The sequence below is a fragment of the Mesorhizobium xinjiangense genome (assembly GCF_009749525.1).
Classification (GTDB): Bacteria; Pseudomonadota; Alphaproteobacteria; order Rhizobiales; family Rhizobiaceae; genus Mangrovimarina; species Mangrovimarina xinjiangensis.
This window is the reverse complement of the sequence record NZ_WOAC01000011.1, coordinates 133,453-154,682: the sequence shown is the minus strand read 5'-3', so window position 1 is coordinate 154,682 and position 21,230 is coordinate 133,453. Positions and strand designations below refer to the sequence as shown.

Sequence of the window (21,230 nt, the reverse complement as noted above, 5' to 3'; positions counted from 1 at the left end):
GAGCACAAGGTTTTTTCGATGATGTCATCCATTGGTACTGCCGAGGGGACGGTTCCCAGAATCGGCGACAGGATCACCGACAAATCGGCGCCGCCCGACGACAACGCCATCCGCGGCTGGATCGGACCGGAGGCATTCGAGCGTTGGGCTGAGCTGCGGAACTGGATCAATGAATTCTACCCCGGGGTTTTCGCGCCGGACTGGCTCTATGGCGGCAAGAACCGCGGTTGGTCTCTGCGCTACAAGAAAACCAAGGCGTTCACCACCTTGGTGCCCGAATACCGGCGGTTTTCGACCGTGGTGGTCATGGGAGGGGCAGAACGGGAGAAGTTTGAGGAGCGGCGATATGTCTGGCGCCCGCAATTGGTCAAACTCTACGACGAGGCCAAAACATACATTGACGGGAAATGGCTGACAGTTGCCATCTCGTCGGCAGATGATCTGCGCGATGTGACGGACCTGTTGATCATGAAGCGCCCGCCACCGTCAGCTCGCTGAGGAAGGTCGTCGAGCCCCACGACCTGAAGTGAGACGGGGTCTACCCCATCCGCTCCGCGAGCTGAGAGGGCAGTAGTCGCCAATCGTTATTGTTATCGCAAACCGACCTTACCATATTTTGGACATGCAGAAAAATGTAATCTCCTTTCGCGAGCATCGTGAGCTCGGCGAGGTCGCGTGGCTGCGCGATCACGATTACGCCTTGGCGCTCGCCGCCGAGCAGGGCAAACCTGTTCTGCTGCTGTTCCAGGAAGTGCCTGGGTGTTCGACATGCGTGCGCTTCGGGCAGGATGTCCTGACGCATCCGTTGATGGTGGAGCTGATCGCCGATCGGTTCGTGCCGGTGGCGATCTTCAACAACCATCCGGGTGCAGACGCCGAGATCCTGCGCCGCTACGACGAGCCATCGTGGAACAACCCCGTGGTGCGATTTCTCGGGCCTGACGGAGCCCAGCTCCTGCCCAAGCTGGCAGATCGCTACGACGCGCTGGGGCTCCACGATAAGATCACCGCGGTTCTCGAGATGCTCGGCAACGATGTCCCCGGCTATTTCCAGTTGCTGGGGCGCGATCTGCTGGTCGAATATGGCCTCAGCAAATGCGTCACCTACACAACGCCGTGCTTCTGGTCTGGCGAAACGAGCCTCGCCCAGCATCGGGCGGTAATCACGACTGATGCCGGATGGATCGATGGCGAGGAGGTGGTACAGGTGCATTTCGATCCGCGGGAGGTCTCGCGAGCCGATCTGGATGCTTACGCACGAACCGAGGGGTTCAGCCCAATCGAAAGCGGCGGTTTCGAGCTTGACGGCGAACCGCAGTACTACCTGCACAAAAACGCGGCTTGTCATCTGCCTCTAACGCCGGCCCAGCGTACACGGATCAACCTGGCCGTGCCTTATCGCGAATGGCTCGCGAACCTGCTCAGCCCGCAGCAGTCGGCATGGCTTGCCGATGCACGGCTTCAGCGATCGAGCGGGGAAGCAACCTATCGCCAGGACATTCGGAAGAGCTGGCCGGCGCTGGCGGCGCAGCTTGGCCTTGTCGGGAAGGAGAAGTGATCATGGATGTCGGAACCATCGGCCTGATTGAGGATGGGGATATCCTGCTCGACCTGGCATCGCTGGCACTGAGCCATCTGGATCACGAGAATACCGACATCGGCCCCTATCTCGAAAGGCTCGAAGAGATCGAGGACAGGGTGTGCGATGAAGGGCGGAGCGCGGTTCTTTCGAGAGAACGCGCCGCCGTGCTCTCGCGCGTGCTGCATGGGGAGTTCGGGTTTGTTGGCGATACCGAAACTTATGATGCGCCGGTCAACGCCGATTTTAGCGGCGTGCTCGACCGTAAGCGCGGCCTGCCGATTGCACTGTCGATCCTTTATGTCGCAATGGCTCGCCGGGCTGGATGGAGCGCCTACGTGCTTAACCTGCCGGGCCATGTGATGGTCCAGATCGGCGAGAAGAGCCCCGTGGTGATCGATCCCTTCGCGGGTGGGGGTCCGGTGTCAGAACGGAAGATTGCGGCGATCTGCCAGGCTTGCCTTGGCAAGGAAGGCGGCGCTTCCGCACTCAGCGTCTTTCGGATGAGCAATCGTGACGTACTGGCGCGGTTGTTGAACAACCAGGCTGTCCGCGCGGAAAATGACAACGATCCTCACCGGGCCCTGGAGGTGTATCGGCGGATCACGCAGGTCGCACCGGAAGTGCTTGACGCCTGGCAAAAGCTTGCGCGTCTGCAATTGACATTCAACGATGTTGCAGGTGCGAGGAAAAGCCTGTTCGCCATGTCAGAGGTCGCGCCTGACAAGAAAACGCGCGATCGGATCATGGGTGCATTCGAAGCGCTCGGTTCAGCCAAACCTGTCTCACTGTAGAGGGCACCGGCCTACGGATCGCCTCGCCGTGGGAATGGCGTGGGCCGGAGGCATGTACCATACCGCCATTTAACCGGGAGAATATGTCGTGGATGCAAAGATCAGATTCGAGGATCGCCGCTTCAATCCGGATCTGGTGGAGTTTCACCAGCACGCCAAGGCCATGGCTGGTTCGGTCGGCTATACGGCAAAGCTAGGTATCGACGGCCAGCTTGCGCAATTACTGCGGTTGCGAGTGGCGCAACTCAACCCTTGCTCCTACTGCCTCATCCTTCACAACCAGGCGGCAGCGGACCAGGGAATCACGCCTGAACGCATCGCAAATCTGCCGAGCTGGAGGGAAAGCACGCTCTATAGCGATGCCGAACGCGCCGCCCTTGCTTATTGCGAAGCCCTGACCATCTTCGAACAGGCGAGCTTCGCTGCTGCACATGATGAGGTGGCGAAGCAATTCAGCGAAGTCGAAACCGCTGAGATCGCCGCTGTGATCATCAATATGAATGTCTGGACGCGGCTCAAGCTCGCCCAAGGGGCAACCCCAGTTAAAGCCAGCGATTCCGCCTGATCGACAAGTAACTCGTGGCCATGATAGGGCTGACGGCGGGGACCCGGCTTGATCGAGATCAGGCAATAGCCCGGCGCATCACGCGAACTGCGAGCACCTTGAATGTCAGAAAAACATATGCTATTTTCTGACACATGAACACGACCAAGACATCGGTTCCCGATCGGATCATGCAGCGCGCCCGTGCCGGCGGGCGCGGCGGCGTCTTTACGCCCAGTGACTTCCTCGATGTAGCGGGGCGCGCCGCGGTCGATCAGGCCCTTTCCCGACTGGTCAAGAACGGGAAGCTGCGTCGCCTGGCGCGTGGTCTCTATGATTTCCCGAAAGTCCATCCGAAGCTGGGTCCACTTTCCCCGGCCCCCGATGATGTTGCCCGGGCGCTTGCGCGCGAGACTGGTTCGCAAGCACAGATCGCGGGCGCGCACGCCGCCAACGCGCTTGGCCTATCGACCCAGGTTCCGGCAAAGAGCCTTTATCTGACCAACGGACCCTCGCGCAGGATCGTGCTGGGCAAGCGCGTGGTCGATCTGCGCCACGCATCGCCCAAGCACCTCATCGCGCCGGGCAGTCCTGCCGGAACGGTTGTCCAGGCGCTTCGCCATGTCGGACCAGTGCGAGCTGCAGACGTTGCCCAAGTTGCTGCTCGCCGGCTGTCGGCCAATGACAAGAAGGTGCTCGCCTCCAGTGCCATCCAGGCTCCGGCCTGGATGCGCCCCACGCTGATCTCGATCGGCAGCACAGCCGCGAGTTCGGTTGATGGATAGCGTCGCCCTTCTGCCGGCTGGCGATCGGGCGGCTCTCTTCGGAGAGACCGGCGCCGGCCGTGGCGTCGCCAATACCATCATCGAGAAAGACTTCTGGGTCTGCTGGACCTTGAAGCGCCTGTTCAGTCTTCATGAGGAGGCGGCGGCCAGCCTGGTCTTCAAGGGCGGAACGTCACTGTCCAAGGCCTACGGCATCATTGGTCGCTTCTCCGAGGACATCGACATGTCCTTTGATCGTACTGATCTCGGTTACTCAGGGGATCGCGATCCTGAAAACGAAGGCATCAGCCGTAAGAAGTCAGGGCAACTCATCGATGGCCTGGTCGCGGACGTCGAGCGGCATATCGCCGACAAACTCCTTCCGGCGTTGCGTGCTGCAATCGTTCAGCAGCTGGGCGAGCCGCAAAATGGCGAGTGGTCGCTCGTGGTCGATGACACTGACGCTCAGACGGTGAACTTCCACTATCCGCCGTCGCTTCCGGCGGCAGACTATCAGGGCATGGCCTACATCACGCCGCGCGTGAAGCTTGAGCTCGGTGCTCGCGGCGATCCGTGGCCTGCCGAGCACAAGATCATTCGTCCCTACGCGGCAGACGATTTCCCTGACTTCTTCGGCGATCCGGATACCACTGTTACGGTTCTGTCGGCGCGCCGCACCTTCTGGGAAAAAGCCACGGCCTTGCATGCGGAGGCCCATCGTCCAGCGGAGTCGGCGACCCCACAATATTTCTCGCGCCACTATTATGATCTCGCCATGCTCCTCGGCTCCGACGAGGGCAAGGCCGCCGCCGTTGATCTCGAGCTTCTGGCAACGGTGGCAAAGCACAAGACGATTTTCTTTCGCTCGGGCTGGGCCAGCTATGATAGGGCGCGCGCCGGCACCTTACGGCTAGTGCCGGACGAGATGCGGATCAAGGATCTCAGAGCTGATTATCGCGCAATGGCGCCGATGATGTTCGACGATGCACCGCTGTCATTCGACGACATTCTTGCCGCGATTGGAGAGTTCCAGGAACGCGTCAACAAATAGTCCCAGCACTTGCCCGGACTCGTGGCTGGCGACGCGTCATTCTGGCCCAGGAAGGATTGTCGCGCGGATCCTGAAATCGGCTACGTTGCAGGTTTCGGGAGTTGCGAGCCGCCTCCTCCGGAAAAGGTGGGGCGTCCCCTTCGGGACGGGCTGTTGGCTTCGCTGAAGCCCCTGTCGGGTCTTCCCCCATTCGGGCGGCCATCCCTGACGCGGAACCGATATCGGAACTCGTCATCGCAAGGGGCAACGCCTCCAATCAGAAGGCCGGGCTGATCACGCCCGGCCCTTGATCGTCGCAAAAAAGGGCGGCACCGTTCCTCGGAACGCGCCGCCCTGCAGGCTGCGGTGTTGCCTAGTTGACGGGGGTGAAGGTCACGTGGGCGACAGAAGCATTGACGTCCCAGTTCCAGTCCTTGGGTGCATCCGCATCGCCCCGAATACCGGTGTGGTAGGCAATGACGCCATTTTCCGGATCGCGATCGTTGCCGGCGCCCAGGGAGCCCAGCAGGCCCGTCTTTTCGTTGTTGTTCTCCGATCCGGCATCGTAACCGCGGACATCAATTGTCATTGGTTCGGTCAGGCTGAAAGCATCGACGCCGGTAAAGCCGGAAAAGCCGTCATTGGTGTTGCCAAGCATCCAGACGCCGTCCAGCAGCGGGTGTGCCTCATCGACCCGGACGAAGAAGGTCCGCTTCTGACCAGGCAAGGTGTAAATGGCCAGTTGCGCATCGCCGATCGTGGAGTCTTTGTTCATGGCCGCAGCGAGCGCGTACATCGCGGTGTTGCCGCCTTCTGCGACCGCCACGAGCTCCACGCCCGCTTTGTCACCGAGCTTGAACAAGGCGGGGGCATCCGCCGTGTGGCTTTCGACCACCGTCGGCGAAAACGGCTGACCGGTCAGAACGTTCTCGACCGTGATCATGATGAGTTTGCTGTCGCCATTCGAAGGCGTTGCATCCTGAGCAAAGGAGGGAATGGCTATGGCTGCGGCCAGTGGCAGCGCGATGAACAGGGCAGTCTTTGTCAAGCTGGTCGATTGAAACTTCACGGTGGTGTCCTTTTGGTATGTTTGCATTTCGATAGGCGAGTTCGCGGCCGGACAAAGGCTCACCACGTGCTGATCTCTCAGGCCGTAGGCCATCGTGACCTGTGCGCAAGCGCGTGAACGCCCGGATGTCCGGAAGATTGGATTCAGGAGGACTGGAAATGAAATCGCTTCTGGCCATTGAATCGATAGCCGGCCGTTATTGGTGATGCGCGCATACCGCACGCAGTGACATGCCGACGGTTCGACTCTGTGTGGCGCGGCCATTGCGCCACGAACACCACTGCTTGCGAGGATGGCGGCCGCTCGGTCGGGTGAACTCAACCAGATTCCCGCTAAGCGGCCCGAAACATGTCAGGGTCGTACGGCGGTAACTTCGATCTCGACCAGAAAACCAGGGCTGGCGAGACCTGCTACCTTGACCACCGAACGAACGGGGAGATTTGGCTGTTCGGTCGTGCCGAAGAATTTGGTGTAGCCATCCATGAAGCCTGCGAAATCCATCTCGCCGCCCTGCGCCGGATCGCCGACCAGGAAAGCCTGCATCTTGATGACGTCGCCCATTTTCAGGCCAAGTCCGTCCAACGTCGCCTCGATCGACTTCAGGACGGATTCGGTCTGCGCTTGAGTATCGCCATAAGCCGCGATCGTTCCCTCTTCGGCATTCGGGTCGATGACGGCAGGGACGGCCCCGCTCAGATAGACCGTCGTCTTGCCTGTCGGCACCTCCACCGCCCGGGCGATGGGGAAGTCCGAATTCGGGATCTTGTGGCGCACCACTTCATCGGCAATTGCGCTGCCCATCATGGCAGCGGTCGCAATCAACATGGCAACGCAGATCGGTGCTTTCATCGCTGGTCTCCTTAACGGACTGTGGCAAGCGGCGGGTTCATGTGCTCCCGCCGTTGCGCCGTCACATGCGCTGGTGATCAGCGCGAGTCCTTCACATCCTGCGCTGTCGCAGCATCCTGGTAATCGTTGCCGAAATGGGTACGCACATAGTTCACGACAGCCGCCACCTGGTCATCGCTCATCATGTCGCCGAACGGCGGCATTCCCTTCTGGCCGTGAAGGACGATGTAGATCGGATAGCCCGCCGACACGAGATTTTCGTTCTTGGCGAGCGCCGGGTAGTGTCCCGCGCCGACCGCGCCCTGACCCTTGTCCATGTGACAGGCGGCACAGACATGGGTGTAGATTTCCTCGCCCGATTGTTCGGAGAAGGTTCGACCCTCGCTGAACGTGACGCCGGCCGAGTCGGCGAAGGCCGCGGACGCGCCGAGCAGGGCCATGAGCGGGAAGGCGGCGAGGCCGCGGACGATGTGATTTTTCATGGTCGTAAGCCCTGCTGAATTGAGTTGGGTTTGGATCATGGCTCTCACCCCTGGAGCACGCGTTGATGCAGGCGCGTGATCGCATCGAGGGAGGATAGGATCGCCCCCTCCTGCCAGGCGGGGATGTAGGAGGCATGCTCGCCAGCCAGCACAATACGGCCGTCGATCTGGCACAGATTGTTGTAGTGCTCCTTGCGCGCTTCTTCGGTCCAGTCGCCGGAGCACCCCAGCGTGAAGGGCGAACGGTGCCAGGCCACGGCAATGCCGTTCTCGAACTCATCCTTGTATTGCGGATGGATGAGCGCGCCCTGCTCCACGGCGTTCCTCACGCGCTCCTCAGGCGACATGGCGGTGAACTCGTAAGAATTCGGCCCGTTCCACGTATAGCAACCGAGGAGGACGCCTTTGCCCTTCGAGTTGTAGTCGGTGCTTGGATAGGAGATCTGCGAGATCGGCTGATCGGTGTAGGAGATACCACCGAAGATTTTCTCGTCCTCCTCCCAGAAGCGCCGCTTCATCTGCAGGCCGACCTTGACCGCCGAGACATAAGGAACGGCGGCGATGGCAGCTTGCATCGGCCCGCCGACCTGGATGTCGATCTGGCTGAGGATGGTGAGCGGAATGGTGCAAACACACCAGTCGGCGCTTTCTTCATTCATCGCGCCGGGGTTCTCCGCGTCCTCGTAGGTCACGGTCACGCCGTTCTCATTCTGGTCGATCTTGGTGACCTTTGCGTTGAAGGTGATGAGATCGCCGACCTCCTTGGCGAAGGCTTGGCCGATGCGGTCCATGCCGCCGACAGGCTGAAACATGGTGGTCTGGAACTCGTAGAGCGCGAAGTTGGCCAGCGAGCCCCACAGCCGCGAGCTGAGAATATCGGACAGGCCGATGATGTCGCTGGGCACCGGCTCGGCCCCGATACCGCCGCCCGGATCCTTCTTGTAACCGCGGAATTCGGACGAATGCAGGCTAGCCTTGTAGCCGTAGTCCTTGTCCAGCGCGCCCCACGAGCGCAGCGCTTCGAGAAGGATTTCCTGGTCTTCCTCGGTGACCATACCTTCGAGGTGGCCCTTCTGGGTCACCTTTGCTAGCAGTTCCGACGTGTGACCCTGGAAGTCGGTCTTGATCTCGCGCACCCGCTGTGGCTTCCCGCCGAACGCCTTTGTCGAATGCAGGTAGGCGTTGTGATTGAACTGCTGGAATGGCTCGAGCTGGACGCCGAAACGCTTGCAGTAGTCAAGCAGCCCGTGGTGGTGAAAGGGGATGCGCCACGGGCCAGGATTGAGATAGAGACCTTCGTCGAACTCGCATTTTTGGGTGGCACCGCCAAGCTCGGTATAGGTGTCGCCGCCCCGTAGCGTCCAATTGCGGCCGCCGGCGCGATTGTTGAACTCCAGTATCTTGACCTTGTAGCCGGCCTGCCGCAGTTCCAGTGCCGCGGCCATGCCGGCAAGTCCGGCGCCGAGGATCAGCACGGACGCACCCTTGGGATCTCCCTCAAGCTTGATCGGGCCGGTGTAGTCGGACGTAGCCGCGAGGCCCATGCTGGTCATGGCCTGATACATGGCGGCACTGCCGGCCGTCATGCCGATCAATTTGAGCAGATCCCGCCGGCGCATGCCGGCGTTCGGTTCGTCGCTAAGCATTCAACGTCTCCTCATCGTGCGGTCCGCAATCCGACCCTGTCCGGTCGGATGGCAAAACTTGGCCAAAGCTTCCAAGCTCAGCCAATGAAAACGTTGTATGGATTTCATGCCCGGCGGGAATTGTAGGCGCCAAAGGCCCCCGTATGTCATGGGCAGGTAATGTCGGATATCAAAGCTCACACCAATGCGTGCCGGCGAGTCCCTCCACCAAACCATCGGCGGAGCATGGCGTTCAGATCGTCGTGCAACGGGCCGCCGCCCGGCTCATTTCATTGGTCGGATCATCGTCATTGGGCGACGCGCTAAATCATGAGGCTGAGCTGACCATGACCAAATCGCTGATCGTCGCTGAATGACGAGATCGTCACGCCGATCAAGCGGATCCCTTTCCCGGTCGGGAAGAGTGGCTCAAGCGAATGGCCGGTTCATATCGGGGCGTTAGATGGATCTTGGTGCCTCCGACGTCGGATATCCTGAAGGTTCATGAGATTGACTAGATCGTCCGCTTCCTCCAGCTTGAACCCAGTCGCTCGGACAACCCCGTCGATCTGGACTTCGCCACGTGCCGTCCGCCTCTCGCCTTAGATCATATCGTTGCTGCGCCATAGGTCACCCTAACGCGCGCCCACTGTGACAAGACCGAAATTCCTACTTTCGGTCAGAGATCTGGCGTCGGAAGATCGGGGAGGTGCAGGGCTTCCTCTCGTCCGCTAGAGGTTCGTGGCCTCAACCACTGCATTTTTCCAACTCCGCGATCCTGTCGACAAGTTCGCCCAAGGCGCCGGACATGAGCTGCTCCTCGCTTGTTGCCAGCAGTCGGCCTGAACGGTCGAGCGGGCTGCCTTGTGTGCCGGGTCGAAGCTGTTGTGGAAGCACCTCCATTCCTGCAGCGGCCAAGAGGTGCCGCAGAGCCGGAAAGCCGCGCATTCCGCCGACGCCCATCGGTGCCGCGCCCACGAGAGCGGCTGGTTTCCCGGCAATGAGCGCGCGTTGTTCCGTTTCTGTGAGCATCAGCCAGTTCACGGCGAGGCGGATCTGCGTGGAGAAGGCGCCGGTATATTCATCGGCACTTACGAAGAAACCATCTGCCCGGGCGAATACCTCTATCATTGCCTGGAGGGATTGATCGTTCACCACACCGAGGTCGATAGGTGGCAAATCGTATTCCATCAGGTCCACGCTCTCGACGGCCAATCTGCCCAAGAATCTTTCCCTGGCCAGCTCAGCGGCAGCAGTGGAGAGCCGGTTGTTTACGGAACTGCGCAGGGTGCTGCCTGCAAGAAAGAGTAAGGTTCGCATGGAGTCCCCATTTTTCGAGGTGGTCGGGCAAGGCCCGGACTTGTCTTGACACCTAAAGCCACTCTCCGTAAATACAAAAGTGCGAATAAAGGACAATGTTCGAATAGCGAACAGAGTCGAAGGAGGGAACGCGATGATGGATGGCTCGCAGCCGACTTCCGGAGGTATGCCCGTTTGGGCTGAAGAGGACGGGGGAACGCGCGTTCCCTACTGGATCTTTCAGCGCGAGGACGTACGCGCCCTCGAAAACGACAAGATCTTCCACGGCAACAGCTGGAATTACCTTTGCCTTGAGTGCGAACTCGCGGAACCGGGTGACTTCGTGGCCGTCCATGTCGGCGAGACGCCTGTCATCGTGACTCGCGATTCCGATGGCCAGTTCTACGCATTTGAGAACCGCTGCGCCCACCGCGGCGCCCTGCTGGCCCTGGAAGACCGGGGCAATGTCAAGGATTTCACCTGCGTCTATCACGCCTGGACCCATAGCCTTCAGGGTGACCTCAAAGGGATCGCCTTCAAAGACGGCATAAAGGGCTGTGGCGGCATCGCCGAAGGTTTCGACATGACGAATTACGGGCCCCGCAAGTTGCGCGTGGACTCGATCGAGGGGATGCTGTTCGGCAGTTTCGACGATGCCGTGGACGATCTCGAGGATTACCTCGGCGACGAGCTGATCGGGCGCATCGCCCGGGTGTTCAACGGCCGTACCCCGGTGGTGCTGGGCCGCTTCACTCAGATCCTGCCGAACAACTGGAAGCTCTACGTCGAGAACACCAAGGACAGCTACCACGCCAGCATCCTGCACACCTTCTTCACCACCTTTGAGCTCAATCGGTTGTCTCAAAAGGGTGGGATCATCGTGAGCGAGGGAGGCGGCTGCCATGTCAGCTACTCGATGATCGACCGGGATGCGGAGGAGGCGAAGAAGAACGCGAGCCTCTACTCCGACCAGAAAATCCGGTCGGACCGCGACATCTCGCTTCAGGACACCTCGATGCTGCAGGGGTTCAAGGAATTCCCCGACGACATCACCCTGCAGATCCTAACCGTCTTCCCCAATTTCGTCCTTCAGCAAATCCAAAACAGCCTTGCCGTGCGGCGGGTGCAACCTAACGGTATCGGCAGCACGCAACTGCACTGGACGTATCTGGGGTTCGAAGAAGACACGCCGGAGCAGCGAAAGATCCGGCTTAAACAGGCCAATCTCGTCGGCCCGGGCGGCTATGTCTCGATGGAGGATGGTTGCATTGGCGGTTTCGTGCAGCGTGCCACCGCAACGTCGCCGAACGAACGCGCCGTGCTGGCGATGGGCGGTTACGATATCGCCTCCGGCAACGATCGGATCACCGAGGCCTCGATCCGCGGCTTTTGGGTTGAGTATCGCGCGAGGACTGGGCTGTGAGGGATTACGTGCAGACCGCCGCCACCGCCGCCCGCATCGCCGACGCGCAGGCCCGCTACGTGCACACCATTGACGATGGCAACTGCGTGGACTGGCCGGAGTTCTTCGTCGACGACTGCTTCTACATGGTCACGACGGCCGACAACTTTGCCCAGAACCTCGAGGCCGGGATCATCTGGCTCGACAGCAAGGCAATGCTGCATGACCGCATCCTGTCGCTTTTCGAGGCCAACGTCTACGAGCGACATTCCTACCGGCACCTGATCGGGCAGCCCTTCATCACCGCCATCGAGGGCGAGGAGGTGGAGTGCGAGTCCTCCTTCATGGTGGCGCGCATTACCCGCGAGGGGCCGACGATGCTGTTTGCCACAGGGCGCTATATAGACCGCTGGCGGGTGACCGACGACGAGGTGCTGATCATGAAGCGGATCGTCGTGCTCGACAGCGGCCATATCGACACGTTGCTGGGCTTCCCGCTATGATGGATTTCACCCGCGACCGCATCCTGGTGTCGATCGGCGACCCGAATGGCATCGGGCCGGAGGTGGCCGTGAAGGCGGCCGCCGCGCTGGCTGACGCTCCCCGGTTGCGGCCAGTGCTGGTGGGGGATGCCCATGTAATCGATCCACTGGCAAAGGCCGAGGGACTGAGCCTCGCCGAGGCGCCGGAGGTCTGGGGAACAGCGGGAACGGTGGACGTGGCGCCGGTCGAGGCACTTGCGCTCGGAGCCAACGCGCCGGGCACAGTGAGTGCCGAGGCCGGGCGGGCGACGGTGGCCTATATCGAGGCGGCGCTGGCGCTGATCGACGGCGGCACGGGCCGCGCCCTCGTGGGCTGCCCGCATTCAGAAACTGCCGTCAATGCAAGCGGTCGTAACTTTGCGGGATACCCGCCACTCCTGGCCGAGCTGCGCGGCACCGGGCCGGACAGTGTCTTCATGATGCTCGTAGGCGGCGGCCTGAGGATCATACACGTCACGCTCCACGAGGGGCTGAAAGCGGCTCTCGATCGGATTTCCCCTGAGCTGATCGAGCGCGCCACCCTCGCGGGCGTCGATGCGCTAACGGCCCTCGGCATCGCCGCCCCGCGCATCGGACTCTTCGGGTTCAACCCACATGCCAGCGAGGGCGGCCTCTTTGGCCCGGAAGACCTGGCGATCGTGACACCCGCGCGCGAGCGCCTACGGGCGCGGGGGCTTGACGTGGAGGGGCCGACAGGGGCTGACACGATGCTGGCTATGGAAGGATTCGACGCCTTCGTCTGCATGTATCACGACCAGGGGCATATCCCGGTGAAACTGCTCGCGGGGCGCACCGCCTCCGCCCTTGCGGTGGGCGGGGGCGTGTTGTTTTCCAGCGTCGGGCACGGCGCGGCGTTTGACATCGCGGGGCAGAACCAGGCCGACCCGGATGCCACCGTGCGCACCATAAGACTGATTGGAGGCGTTCAATGAGTCACACCATCACCGTGCGGGACAAGGACATCGTCGTGGAGTGCGAAGCCGGAGAGACTGTGCTGGACGCGATGGAGCGTGCGGGTTTTGCAATTCCCTACTCCTGCCGCAAGGGAGTGTGCGCCTCTTGCGAGGGCGGGCTGTGCGGCGGCGAAGCGCAAGTGCGCGGACAGGGGCACCTCACCGGGCCGCAGGAGGGCGTTAAGCTTTGCCAGGCGCGGCCGTTGACCGACATCGAGATCGCCCCAGCGCGAATCCGCAAGGTCGACCCGGTGGAGCGCAAGGTGCTACCCGGCAAGGTCCGCAAGATCCAGCGCCTTGCCGAGGACGTGGCCGCGATTCATCTGCGCTTTCCAATCGGGAACCGTGCGCCGTTCCGCGCGGGACAATACCTGCGCGTCATGCTGCCTGACGGCGACAGCCGCAATTATTCCATGGCCAACCCGCCGCAAAAGAACGATGCCCTTGAGCTGCATATCCGCCACGTTCCGGGCGGCAAGTTTTCCGAGTCCATCCTCGCCCGACTGGCGCCGAATGACGTTCTGGAGGTTGAACTGCCCTATGGCGAGTTCACACTGACCGAGGCCGTCATCCCGGCCCTCCTGGTGGCCACCGGCACCGGTTTCGCACCGATCCGGTCGATTATCGAGAACCAGGTCCGCTCCGGCGCCGCGCGCCCGCTGCATCTTTACTGGGGCGGCAATGGAAGTGACGACATCTACATGCGCGCCGCCATGGAGGCGCTGGCGGAGCGGCATGTTTGGTTCACCTTCACGCCAGTTGTCTCGGGTGCAGATGCAGGCTGGCAGGGCCGCAGGGGCTTTGTCCACGAGGCGGTGCTGGAGGATTATCCGGACATGGCAGGGCTTGAGGTCTATGCCTGTGGCGCCCCCGTGATGATCGAAGCGGCGCGCCGGGATTTTTGCGCCAAAGCTGGGCTCGACCCCGACCTCTTCTTCTCCGATGCATTCGTGCCTTCGGGAGATGCCGAGGCCGTGCCCGCATGAAACGGATCCCGGAGGCGTGCGAAAAATGAACGGAGCGGAGGCATTGACCAGGGCGCTTCTGGCGGGCGGGGTGAACACCTGCTTCGCCAACCCCGGCACCTCGGAAATGCATTTCGTGGCGGCCCTCGACCGATTCGAGGAAATGCGCCCAGTGCTCTGTCTGTTCGAAGGCGTGGCGACCGGAGCGGCCGATGGCTATGGCCGCATGGCCGACAAGCCCGCAGCCACGCTAATGCACCTCGGGTTCGGTCTCTCCGGAGGATTGGCCAACCTGCACAATGCCCGCAAGGCGCGATCCCCGGTGGTTAACATCGTTGGCGAACACGCGTCCTGGCACCTGGAGTCCGGCTCGGCGCTTGTCAGCGACATTGAGGGCCTTGCAGTGCCAATGTCTGACTGGGTGCACACCAGCAGAGATGCCAGTAGCGTGGCGCGTGACGCCAGCGCGGCAATCACGGCAGCACGGGCACGTGGCGGCCAGGTGGCGACGCTTATCCTGCCCGCCGACACGGCGTGGTCCGCGGGCGGGCAGCCGCCGGACGCCCCGGCGCCGCCGCCCGCTTTGCAAACCGTTGACCCAGGGGCCGTCGGTGCTGCGGTGAATGCCTTGCGAAGCGGTGAGCCAGCCCTCCTGCTGCTCGGGGGACGTGCGCTGCGGCAAGGCGCTCTGGAGATGGCGGGTCGGATCGCCGCGGCCACTGGTGCGCGACTGGCCACGCCCTATGGCATAGGCCGGCTTGAGCGCGGGGCAGGGCGGGTTCCGGTGGAACGCCTTCCGGCGTTGATCGACCCGGCGCGAAAGGCTTTTGCGGGCATCCGCAACGTGATCCTTGCCGGAGCCGAACACCCCGCAGCGATGTTCGCGTATCCAGACAAGCCGCGCGCGATGGAAGATCCGGGCGCACGATTCATGTCGCTGGCCGAAGACTCTGCCTGCGCCCCCGAAGCTCTTCGCGCGCTCTGCGGCGCGATTGGCGCAAATGCGATCGATCCCGCGCTGGAGCCGCGCGAAGCTCCACTGGCTCCAACGGGCCACCTCACACCCGATGCAGTGTTGCAGGCCGTTACATTCGCCATGCCCGACAACGCGATCATCGTCGATGAATCGATTTCGGCAGGTCGCAACTTCTTCCCGCTGTCGAGGGGCGCGGTGCCGCATGACTATTTGCAATTGCCGGCTGGCGCGCTCGGCAATGGTATTCCTTCCGCTCTCGGAGCCTCGATTGCCTGCCCGGACAGGCCGGTCATCAATCTCGAGGGCGACGGCAGCGCTATGTATACCTTGCAGGGGCTGTGGACCCAGGCCCGTGAGAAAGCGAACGTATTGACCATCATCTTTTCCAACCGGCGCTACAACATTCTTGATGCCGAGATGAAAGGCGTTGGAATCTCGGAAAAGGCGGGACAAAGGGCACGGCGCATGCTCTCGCTCGACAGACCCGACATCAGCTGGGTCGACCTTGCGCGAGGCTTCGGTGTCGAGGCGGCACGTGTCACCGAGATCGGGCCCTTGATCGACATGGTCAAGGGGTGCGCGACACGGAAAGGACCCTTCCTAGTTGAAGCAGTGCTGCCATGACCCTTGCGCCCGCACCCAATTTCTCACCTTGCCGTGGCTCAGGTGCCGCCTGTGCCCGGTTCGCGCAGATACTTTCTGCATTACCCAGCCCATCAATGAATTGAACATTCAAGCCAGGGAGGAAATCATGTTCAACTTTTTCAAGCTCAAACCGTCCACTATGGGCCTTGCCCTCGTCGCGGCTCTGATCGGCACCGTGTCGAAGGCGGATGCGGAGATCGTTGTAATGGGCGGCAACCCGGAGGGCAGCCTCTTCTACGCCCAGTCGCAGGCCCTCGGGGCTATCATCGGTCAACACACCGACATCCGTGTCGACGTGCTGCCGCAGTCGCCCACCGTCTACTTCCCGATGTTCATGACCCAGGAGGCCTCGATCGGCCTTTCCAGCCCAATCGAAGCCGATTTCGCGGTACGCGCCAAAGGGCCCTACGAAGGAGTGAACGACGGCGAAGGCTACCCGATCACGACCCTGATGCTCGGCTCGCCCATCCGGCTTTCGCTGGTGGTCCGGGCCAATGCCGGCATCGATACCATCTCCGATCTCAAGGGCAAGCGCGTGGTAGCGAATTACGGCGCTTTCGCCGGCTCATCCATCACCGCCGAGGCGGTTCTGGCCAATGGTGGGCTGACTACCGATGATGTAGAGCTCGTCAGTGCGTCCAGCTATCCCGAAGGCGTCAGCGCCGTGATCGAGGGACGGGCCGATGCCGCCGTGGGATCCATGGGCAGCGGGATCCTGCAGCAGCTCAACGCGGCGGAAGGGGCCAAGCTGCTTTCCGTCGATCCATCCGAAGAGGCGATGGCCCGATCCCGCGAGATCGGCTCCGCCTTCGTGCCGCTTAAGGTGAAGGCGGGCCCGGTCGGGGTCGACGAAGACATCCACGTTCTGAGCTATGCCACTACGCTCTATGCGCGGTCCGATCTCGAGGATGAGACGGTCACGACGATCCTTCAGGCGATTTGGGATCACCACGAGGAGCTGGAGGCGATCCACCCCTCGCTTGCGACCTGGACGCCCGACCGCTTCGCCAGCGAACAGACCGTGGTGCCCTACCACCCGGCAGCGGTGACCTTCTACAAAGACCAGGACGCTTGGACCGACGAGGTTGAGGCCCGCAACAACGAGGTTGCAGGCGAGTAACGATCTGTTGCGGCCCTTCCGCAAGCCGCGGGAGGGCCGCATCCAAGCGAGCCATCCGACCGGCCTAGCTGAAGGGCGCTCGGCAAGGGAGGAAAGCGAGAGTTTCATGAATAACAGAAGACAACTGACCGGAGGCTGGAAACTGGCCGTCTGCGTGCTCGCCATCCTGATCCCAGTGGCCTCAGTGATCTACGCGTTGCAGTTGTTGCCGCGGTTCGGAATCGTCATCTACAAGGAGCAATTCCTCGCCCTCTTTCTCGCATTTTGCGTGGCGATCACCTTCTTTACCAAACCGCCCGTCGCCAAGGATCTTGCAGGCATGCAATGGATCGACCTGGTGTGTGCGCTGCTGGCGCTGGGCGTCGGCGGCTACATTTTTATCGAATACGAAACCATCGTTCGCAATCTCGGGCTAATCACCACCGACAAGATAATCGTCAGCGTCATAGGCCTCGCGCTGCTGCTCGAGGCGGCCCGTCGTCACGCCGGCTGGGCGATGGTCAGCGTGGGGCTGCTGGCCCTCGCCTACGCCTTTTTCGGTCACTACCTCTCGGGCATGTTCGAGACCCGCGTGATCCGCTGGGACCGTCTCGTGACCTACAACTACCTCAACGCCGGCGCCGTCTTTGGCATACCGCTTTACGTGGCCGCCACAATCGTCACCAGCTTTGTGATCTTCGGGCAGGTGTTGTTCCTCGTGGGGGGCGGCGATGCAATCTCGGATTTCGCGCTGGCCCTCATGGGCCGCCGTCGCGGCGGGCCCGCAAAAGTCGCCATCGTCTCCAGCGCCTTCTTTGGCTCGCTCTCGGGCAGCGCCTCGGCAAACGTGGCGACGACAGGCATCCTCACCATTCCTCTGATGCGGCGGGTGGGCTACAGCGCCGAGAAGGCCGCCGCGGTCGAGGCCGTCGCATCGACCGGTGGGCTCGTGCTGCCCCCGGTCATGGCGGCGACGGGCTTCCTGATGGCCGAGTTCCTCGGTGTGCCCTATGCTACGATTGCCCTTGCCGCGGCCGTCCCGGCGCTGCTGTTCTACTTCTGCCTGTATCTGCAGGTCGACATGGAGGCAGGCAAGGAAGGCCTCACCGGGGTGCGCGGCGAGGAGCTGCCGGACCTGCGCGACGCCAGCCTGCGGATCATACCTGTGGCGGTGCCCTTCGCGGTGCTGCTCTATGCGCTTTTCGGACTCAACTGGAACCCCGCCGCGGCGGCCTTCTCGGGGGCGCTGTCGACAGTGCTGCTGTCCCTTTTCCTGCCCAAGTGGCGTCGGTCGCTTCTTGGCTATCTCCGCACCATTGCGGCCGCAGGGGAGGCGGCGGTTTTTATCGCAATCATGTGCGCGGTCGCCGGGATTGTGGTGGGGTCCCTGGGGCTCACCGGCCTTGGGTCCAACCTATCGCAGAACCTTGTGGAGATTTCGGGCGACAGCGTCTGGATGCTGCTCATGTTCTCCGCCTTCGGCTGCATCGTGCTCGGCATGGGCGTGCCAGTGACGGCAACCTACATCATCCTCATTATTTTGATCGGTCCGGCCATGGAGCAACTTGGCGTCGACCGCCTGGCGGCTCATATGTTCATCTTCTATTTCGGTACGCTCTCGTTCCTCACCCCGCCGGTATGCCTCTCGGTATTTGTCGCCGCGGCCATCGCCGGTTCGGCCCCGATGCGCACCGCGCTGCAGGCGCTCAAATTCGCCGTCGTGGCCTACATCATCCCCTTCGCCTTCGTGCTGAATGGCAGCTACCTGCTGATTGGCGGCTGGCAGAGCATCGCGGCGACCATGGTGTCCGGCGCGGCAGGTGTGTTCATGATCTCATTCGCCCTGGTCGGATTCTTCGTGGGGCCGGTGGCCCTCTGGCTGCGCGGGCTGGCCCTCGTTGCTGGTCTGGTCGCGATATTCCTCGTCGGCCATTACTGGGCCGTCGCGCCGGCGGCAGTGGCGCTGCTCGTCGGCTTCTACGCCTTCCAGAAGCGGGTTTCACAGCACCTCGACACCAGCGGCAGGACTGACGTCGCCAACTCAGAAGTTGCGGGATAGCGCCTCGGCGTATTCCCGCAGCACGGGCAGCAGCTCGCTCTTCATCCGCGCGGCCGAGATCCGGGCGCGGGAGGCCGAAACGCTCATGGCGGCGACAGTCTTGCCGGTGTGGTCGACGACCGGCACCGCCATCGCCGCCATCCCGTCTTCCAACTCTTCGTCGGTGATGGCGACCCTCTCGTCCCGGGCCCTCAGGATCATCTCGCGAAGCTTCTTCTTGTCGGTGATCGTGTGCCGGGTCAGCGCCTTCGGCTCCAGAGCGGCGAGGTAGGCATCAAGTTCCTCGTCGGGAAGATCGGCAAGCAGTACCCGTCCGGTAGCGGAACAATAGCCAAGCAGCCGGCGGCCGATCCGGGCCAAGGACGAAACAATTTTTTCGGCCTCGGCGCGCGCCACGAAAACCGGTTCGTAGTTGTCAAGCACGGCGAGAGAGACCGACTCGCGGAGCCGGTCGCGAGCGTTATCGAGATGCGTCTGGGCCAATTGCGGCAGTGAGGTATTCTGGAAATAGGCATCTCCAAGCCGCAAGAGCCGTGGCGCTGGATGGAAGGCCGAGCCGACCTGAACGACATAGCCGAGATTGAGCAGCGTCAGCAGACATCGGCGCGCGCTGGCACGCGTGGTGTTGGTCGCTCTGGCCGCTGCGGAGATAGTCAAGGGCTTCCGGTCGGTAGAGAAGACCTCGATGATGCTCAGCCCCTTCGCGAGCCCAGCGATGTTCTCGCTATTAGTTGTCAAGAAGCCCTCCTTCGCTACGAATCCGTGCCGCAGCGCCTCGACCATACGCGCCTTGTTCATTGGCCGCGAATTTGGGGGATGAGCTGGTTGGACGCAACTCCATGGGGTCAGGACTCACAACCAGAACATGTGTGATTTTCAACGAAGAGATCCCTGTCAGATGTTTCACCAAGTGTCTGTTTCTGCAATGACTTCGAAAAGTATGAGAGTCCCGCGCACAAAAATTCAAACCACAATAGATTCGAGTAGCTCATTTGGAATCAGTTAGTTATACAAATAGCTGACGGGGTCCGGCTTCGGTGAAATTTCACAGTCGACCGGCTGGACCGCGATCACGATCGGCATGCGCTGACCCGGGACGATCATGCCGGCGTCCGCAGCGCATCAGCGGGATCGACAATTGTTTCACGATTGTTTTCGTCTTCCATGACCATGACCGGGAAGAAGCGTTGCTACCCGTAGCACTTTAAAACGAAACCTTCTTTATTGGTGAAATGTTAAGTCAGACGCCGCAATTGCGCGCCCTGGCGGCTCAAGTGAGAAGGCTTCGGACAGTCAGAACTGGATTGTATTCATGGTCGTGCAGATGTGGTTTCTCGTGCGCGCGGCGCCAACAAGATTATGCCTTCCATACTCGTAGAGATTGTCGTGGCTTCTCTCCAAGGGCGCGACAGCGAACAGCGGTCCGATGGCACCATTATCCCATGTCGAGATAAGACAACGAGGTTGCAATGAAGCTCTGTCTCAAGCGTGTCTATGAGCCCCCGGCGGAAAGCGATGGTCTGCGTGTGCTCGTCGACCGTTTGTGGCCGCGAGGCCTGAAGAAAGCGGATGCCGCGATCGATCTGTGGCTGAAGGAAATTGCCCCGTCGTCTGTTCTGCGCGAGTGGTTTGGACACGACCCGAAAAAATGGCCCGAATTCCGCCGCCGCTACCGCGACGAATTAGAAGAGCGCTGCGAGGACTTGGACATGTTACGTGAGCGCGGCGGCACAGGCCATGTGACGCTTCTCTATGGCGCAAAGGACGAACAGCATAACCAGGCCGTGGTGCTCATGGAGTTTCTGAAGAAGGATGGATCGTGAACGGTGATTTCAGACGCCGGTCGCGACGATGGTCCACGCATCACTTGTGATCGGGATGGGCCGGGCGAATGTCCACATCTCCCTCATTTTAACCACATTGATCGGATCGCCGGCGACAACCGTGCCGTCTGTAGAGCGTTCCGCCCAAACCACCTGGGTATGGAAGCGAAGCGTTACCTCGATCGCGTCGCGGGTCACCTCCACGTCGACGACATCAACGCGGTCGATAGCGATTAGGATGAATTCCGCGGTCTCTCCTCGCTCTTTGCGCTCGGCAATGGCTTCCTCGAATGCCGCTAGCACGTCATGCGACAGAAGCGGCTTCAGGGGTTCGATGTCCGCGGCAGCATATGCCACGGCGATGGTTTCATAGGCCTGGCTTGCGCCATCGAGGAATGCGTTGAGGCTAAATGCAGGGTCGAGTTGGAGAACATCGACAAAGCGCTCGTCATCCGTGCTTGGGGTGGCGTCTGCCGTTCGTATCGAGTGACCGAGTTGTTCCGTGTCGTCGGCTTCGCGTTTCCGCGTGGCCGTACTCAAGATTGAAAAAAGGGCCCACCAAATCCATAGAAGCGAGATTAACGCCAGGTTGGTTGCCGCCTCTGCCATTTCATTCATTTGCTCCTCCCTTCATGGTATTCGGTGCAGGGAAGCCAACTGGTGAAACGGCGGCGGCGAGTACAAAGTCCACCCAACCGACGGCCTTGCGAGCCGACATCGACACCAACATG

21 protein-coding genes are annotated in these 21,230 nt (G+C 61.5%); 14 read left to right on the top strand and 7 right to left on the bottom strand.

From position 1 onward, the window contains the following. Positions 1–21: 21 nt before the first annotated feature. The 6 genes from GM909_RS13430 to GM909_RS13405 all read left to right on the top strand — a co-directional run bounded on the left by GM909_RS13430 (position 22) and on the right by GM909_RS13405 (position 4,732). Positions 22–498, top strand: a complete 477-nt coding sequence (locus GM909_RS13430; protein ID WP_157016912.1) for a DUF3788 domain-containing protein — start codon at positions 22–24, stop codon at positions 496–498. Positions 499–622: 124 nt separating this feature from the next. Then, the gene (locus GM909_RS13425) at positions 623–1,558 is read left to right on the top strand and encodes a VPGUxxT family thioredoxin-like (seleno)protein, type 2 (protein ID WP_157016888.1); all 936 of its coding nucleotides are present in this window, start codon (positions 623–625) and stop codon (positions 1,556–1,558) included. 2 nt (positions 1,559–1,560) lie between these two features. After that, complete coding sequence (locus tag GM909_RS13420) at positions 1,561–2,373, top strand: transglutaminase family protein (protein ID WP_157016887.1); 813 nt, start codon at positions 1,561–1,563, stop codon at positions 2,371–2,373. Between the two features lie 88 nt (positions 2,374–2,461). After that, positions 2,462–2,938: a carboxymuconolactone decarboxylase family protein gene (locus GM909_RS13415; protein ID WP_235911883.1), complete on the top strand. Its 477-nt coding sequence runs from the start codon at positions 2,462–2,464 to the stop codon at positions 2,936–2,938. 134 nt (positions 2,939–3,072) lie between these two features. Then, positions 3,073–3,702 carry a DUF6088 family protein gene (locus GM909_RS13410; protein ID WP_407941294.1) on the top strand — a complete coding sequence of 210 codons (630 nt, stop codon included), beginning with the start codon at positions 3,073–3,075 and terminating at the stop codon, positions 3,700–3,702. Beyond that, positions 3,695–4,732 carry a nucleotidyl transferase AbiEii/AbiGii toxin family protein gene (locus GM909_RS13405; RefSeq protein ID WP_157016886.1) on the top strand — a complete coding sequence of 346 codons (1,038 nt, stop codon included), beginning with the start codon at positions 3,695–3,697 and terminating at the stop codon, positions 4,730–4,732. Before GM909_RS13410 ends, GM909_RS13405 begins: the two co-directional genes overlap by 8 nt. A gap of 352 nt (positions 4,733–5,084) precedes the next feature. Here the strand turns inward: GM909_RS13405 and GM909_RS13400 are convergent, their stop codons facing one another. The 5 genes from GM909_RS13400 to GM909_RS13380 all read right to left on the bottom strand — a co-directional run bounded on the left by GM909_RS13400 (position 5,085) and on the right by GM909_RS13380 (position 10,056). Then, positions 5,085–5,873 carry a spondin domain-containing protein gene (locus GM909_RS13400; protein ID WP_157016885.1) on the bottom strand — a complete coding sequence of 263 codons (789 nt, stop codon included), beginning with the start codon at positions 5,871–5,873 and terminating at the stop codon, positions 5,085–5,087. Between the two features lie 258 nt (positions 5,874–6,131). Beyond that, a complete protein-coding gene (locus GM909_RS13395) occupies positions 6,132–6,629 on the bottom strand; it encodes a RidA family protein (RefSeq protein WP_157016884.1) in 498 nt (165 codons plus the stop codon). A gap of 77 nt (positions 6,630–6,706) precedes the next feature. Further along, positions 6,707–7,111 (bottom strand): c-type cytochrome, encoded by a 405-nt coding sequence (locus tag GM909_RS13390; RefSeq protein WP_198174242.1) that lies wholly within the window; start codon positions 7,109–7,111, stop codon positions 6,707–6,709. A gap of 44 nt (positions 7,112–7,155) precedes the next feature. Next, positions 7,156–8,757: a flavin monoamine oxidase family protein gene (locus GM909_RS13385; protein ID WP_235911882.1), complete on the bottom strand. Its 1,602-nt coding sequence runs from the start codon at positions 8,755–8,757 to the stop codon at positions 7,156–7,158. 726 nt (positions 8,758–9,483) lie between these two features. Continuing rightward, positions 9,484–10,056, bottom strand: a complete 573-nt coding sequence (locus GM909_RS13380) for an NADPH-dependent FMN reductase (protein WP_157016883.1) — start codon at positions 10,054–10,056, stop codon at positions 9,484–9,486. 133 nt (positions 10,057–10,189) lie between these two features. Between GM909_RS13380 and GM909_RS13375 the strand changes: the two genes are divergently transcribed. The 7 genes from GM909_RS13375 (at position 10,190) to GM909_RS13345 (ending at position 18,676) form a co-directional block, all read left to right on the top strand. Further along, complete coding sequence (locus tag GM909_RS13375; RefSeq protein WP_235911881.1) at positions 10,190–11,458, top strand: aromatic ring-hydroxylating oxygenase subunit alpha; 1,269 nt, start codon at positions 10,190–10,192, stop codon at positions 11,456–11,458. Next, positions 11,455–11,940, top strand: coding sequence for an aromatic-ring-hydroxylating dioxygenase subunit beta (locus tag GM909_RS13370; protein ID WP_157016882.1), 486 nt, complete (start codon positions 11,455–11,457; stop codon positions 11,938–11,940). The genes GM909_RS13375 and GM909_RS13370 overlap by 4 nt, the downstream gene beginning before the upstream one ends. Beyond that, complete coding sequence (locus GM909_RS13365) at positions 11,937–12,911, top strand: PdxA family dehydrogenase (protein WP_235911880.1); 975 nt, start codon at positions 11,937–11,939, stop codon at positions 12,909–12,911. The genes GM909_RS13370 and GM909_RS13365 overlap by 4 nt, the downstream gene beginning before the upstream one ends. Further along, positions 12,908–13,918 carry an FAD-binding oxidoreductase gene (locus tag GM909_RS13360; protein ID WP_157016881.1) on the top strand — a complete coding sequence of 337 codons (1,011 nt, stop codon included), beginning with the start codon at positions 12,908–12,910 and terminating at the stop codon, positions 13,916–13,918. Before GM909_RS13365 ends, GM909_RS13360 begins: the two co-directional genes overlap by 4 nt. A 25-nt stretch (positions 13,919–13,943) precedes the next feature. Beyond that, complete coding sequence (locus GM909_RS13355; protein ID WP_157016880.1) at positions 13,944–15,497, top strand: acetolactate synthase large subunit; 1,554 nt, start codon at positions 13,944–13,946, stop codon at positions 15,495–15,497. A gap of 127 nt (positions 15,498–15,624) precedes the next feature. Beyond that, positions 15,625–16,638, top strand: a complete 1,014-nt coding sequence (locus GM909_RS13350; RefSeq protein WP_157016879.1) for a TAXI family TRAP transporter solute-binding subunit — start codon at positions 15,625–15,627, stop codon at positions 16,636–16,638. A 106-nt stretch (positions 16,639–16,744) separates the two neighbouring features. Next, positions 16,745–18,676, top strand: a complete 1,932-nt coding sequence (locus tag GM909_RS13345; RefSeq protein WP_157016878.1) for a TRAP transporter permease — start codon at positions 16,745–16,747, stop codon at positions 18,674–18,676. On the opposite strand, the gene GM909_RS13340 is transcribed toward GM909_RS13345, so the two are convergent. Then, a complete protein-coding gene (locus GM909_RS13340; RefSeq protein ID WP_198174241.1) occupies positions 18,659–19,459 on the bottom strand; it encodes an IclR family transcriptional regulator domain-containing protein in 801 nt (266 codons plus the stop codon). The genes GM909_RS13345 and GM909_RS13340 overlap by 18 nt on opposite strands. 686 nt (positions 19,460–20,145) lie before the next feature. On the opposite strand from GM909_RS13340, the gene GM909_RS13335 reads away from it, so the two are divergent. After that, positions 20,146–20,499, top strand: coding sequence for a DUF488 domain-containing protein (locus GM909_RS13335; RefSeq protein ID WP_157016877.1), 354 nt, complete (start codon positions 20,146–20,148; stop codon positions 20,497–20,499). A 9-nt stretch (positions 20,500–20,508) separates the two neighbouring features. Here GM909_RS13335 and GM909_RS13330 read toward each other — a convergent pair whose 3' ends face one another. Next, entirely contained in the window at positions 20,509–21,117 is a 609-nt protein-coding gene (locus GM909_RS13330; protein WP_157016876.1) for a Tim44/TimA family putative adaptor protein, read from the bottom strand. Positions 21,118–21,230 lie beyond the last annotated feature (113 nt).

Bases quoted from the DNA above. Each gene is read 5' to 3' on its own strand.
- GM909_RS13430 (WP_157016912.1), top strand. From the start codon at position 22: ATGTCATCCATTGGTACTGCCGAGGGGACGGTTCCCAGAATCGGCGAC.
- GM909_RS13425 (WP_157016888.1), top strand. From the start codon at position 623: ATGCAGAAAAATGTAATCTCCTTTCGCGAGCATCGTGAGCTCGGCGAG.
- GM909_RS13420 (WP_157016887.1), top strand. From the start codon at position 1,561: ATGGATGTCGGAACCATCGGCCTGATTGAGGATGGGGATATCCTGCTC.
- GM909_RS13410 (WP_407941294.1), top strand. From the start codon at position 3,073: ATGAACACGACCAAGACATCGGTTCCCGATCGGATCATGCAGCGCGCC.
- GM909_RS13405 (WP_157016886.1), top strand. From the start codon at position 3,695: ATGGATAGCGTCGCCCTTCTGCCGGCTGGCGATCGGGCGGCTCTCTTC.
- GM909_RS13400 (WP_157016885.1), bottom strand. From the start codon at position 5,873: ATGGCCTACGGCCTGAGAGATCAGCACGTGGTGAGCCTTTGTCCGGCC.
- GM909_RS13395 (WP_157016884.1), bottom strand. From the start codon at position 6,629: ATGAAAGCACCGATCTGCGTTGCCATGTTGATTGCGACCGCTGCCATG.
- GM909_RS13390 (WP_198174242.1), bottom strand. From the start codon at position 7,111: ATGAAAAATCACATCGTCCGCGGCCTCGCCGCCTTCCCGCTCATGGCC.
- GM909_RS13385 (WP_235911882.1), bottom strand. From the start codon at position 8,757: ATGCTTAGCGACGAACCGAACGCCGGCATGCGCCGGCGGGATCTGCTC.
- GM909_RS13380 (WP_157016883.1), bottom strand. From the start codon at position 10,056: ATGCGAACCTTACTCTTTCTTGCAGGCAGCACCCTGCGCAGTTCCGTA.
- GM909_RS13375 (WP_235911881.1), top strand. From the start codon at position 10,190: ATGATGGATGGCTCGCAGCCGACTTCCGGAGGTATGCCCGTTTGGGCT.
- GM909_RS13365 (WP_235911880.1), top strand. From the start codon at position 11,937: ATGATGGATTTCACCCGCGACCGCATCCTGGTGTCGATCGGCGACCCG.
- GM909_RS13360 (WP_157016881.1), top strand. From the start codon at position 12,908: ATGAGTCACACCATCACCGTGCGGGACAAGGACATCGTCGTGGAGTGC.
- GM909_RS13355 (WP_157016880.1), top strand. From the start codon at position 13,944: ATGAACGGAGCGGAGGCATTGACCAGGGCGCTTCTGGCGGGCGGGGTG.
- GM909_RS13350 (WP_157016879.1), top strand. From the start codon at position 15,625: ATGTTCAACTTTTTCAAGCTCAAACCGTCCACTATGGGCCTTGCCCTC.
- GM909_RS13345 (WP_157016878.1), top strand. From the start codon at position 16,745: ATGAATAACAGAAGACAACTGACCGGAGGCTGGAAACTGGCCGTCTGC.
- GM909_RS13340 (WP_198174241.1), bottom strand. From the start codon at position 19,459: ATGGTCGAGGCGCTGCGGCACGGATTCGTAGCGAAGGAGGGCTTCTTG.
- GM909_RS13335 (WP_157016877.1), top strand. From the start codon at position 20,146: ATGAAGCTCTGTCTCAAGCGTGTCTATGAGCCCCCGGCGGAAAGCGAT.
- GM909_RS13330 (WP_157016876.1), bottom strand. From the start codon at position 21,117: ATGAATGAAATGGCAGAGGCGGCAACCAACCTGGCGTTAATCTCGCTT.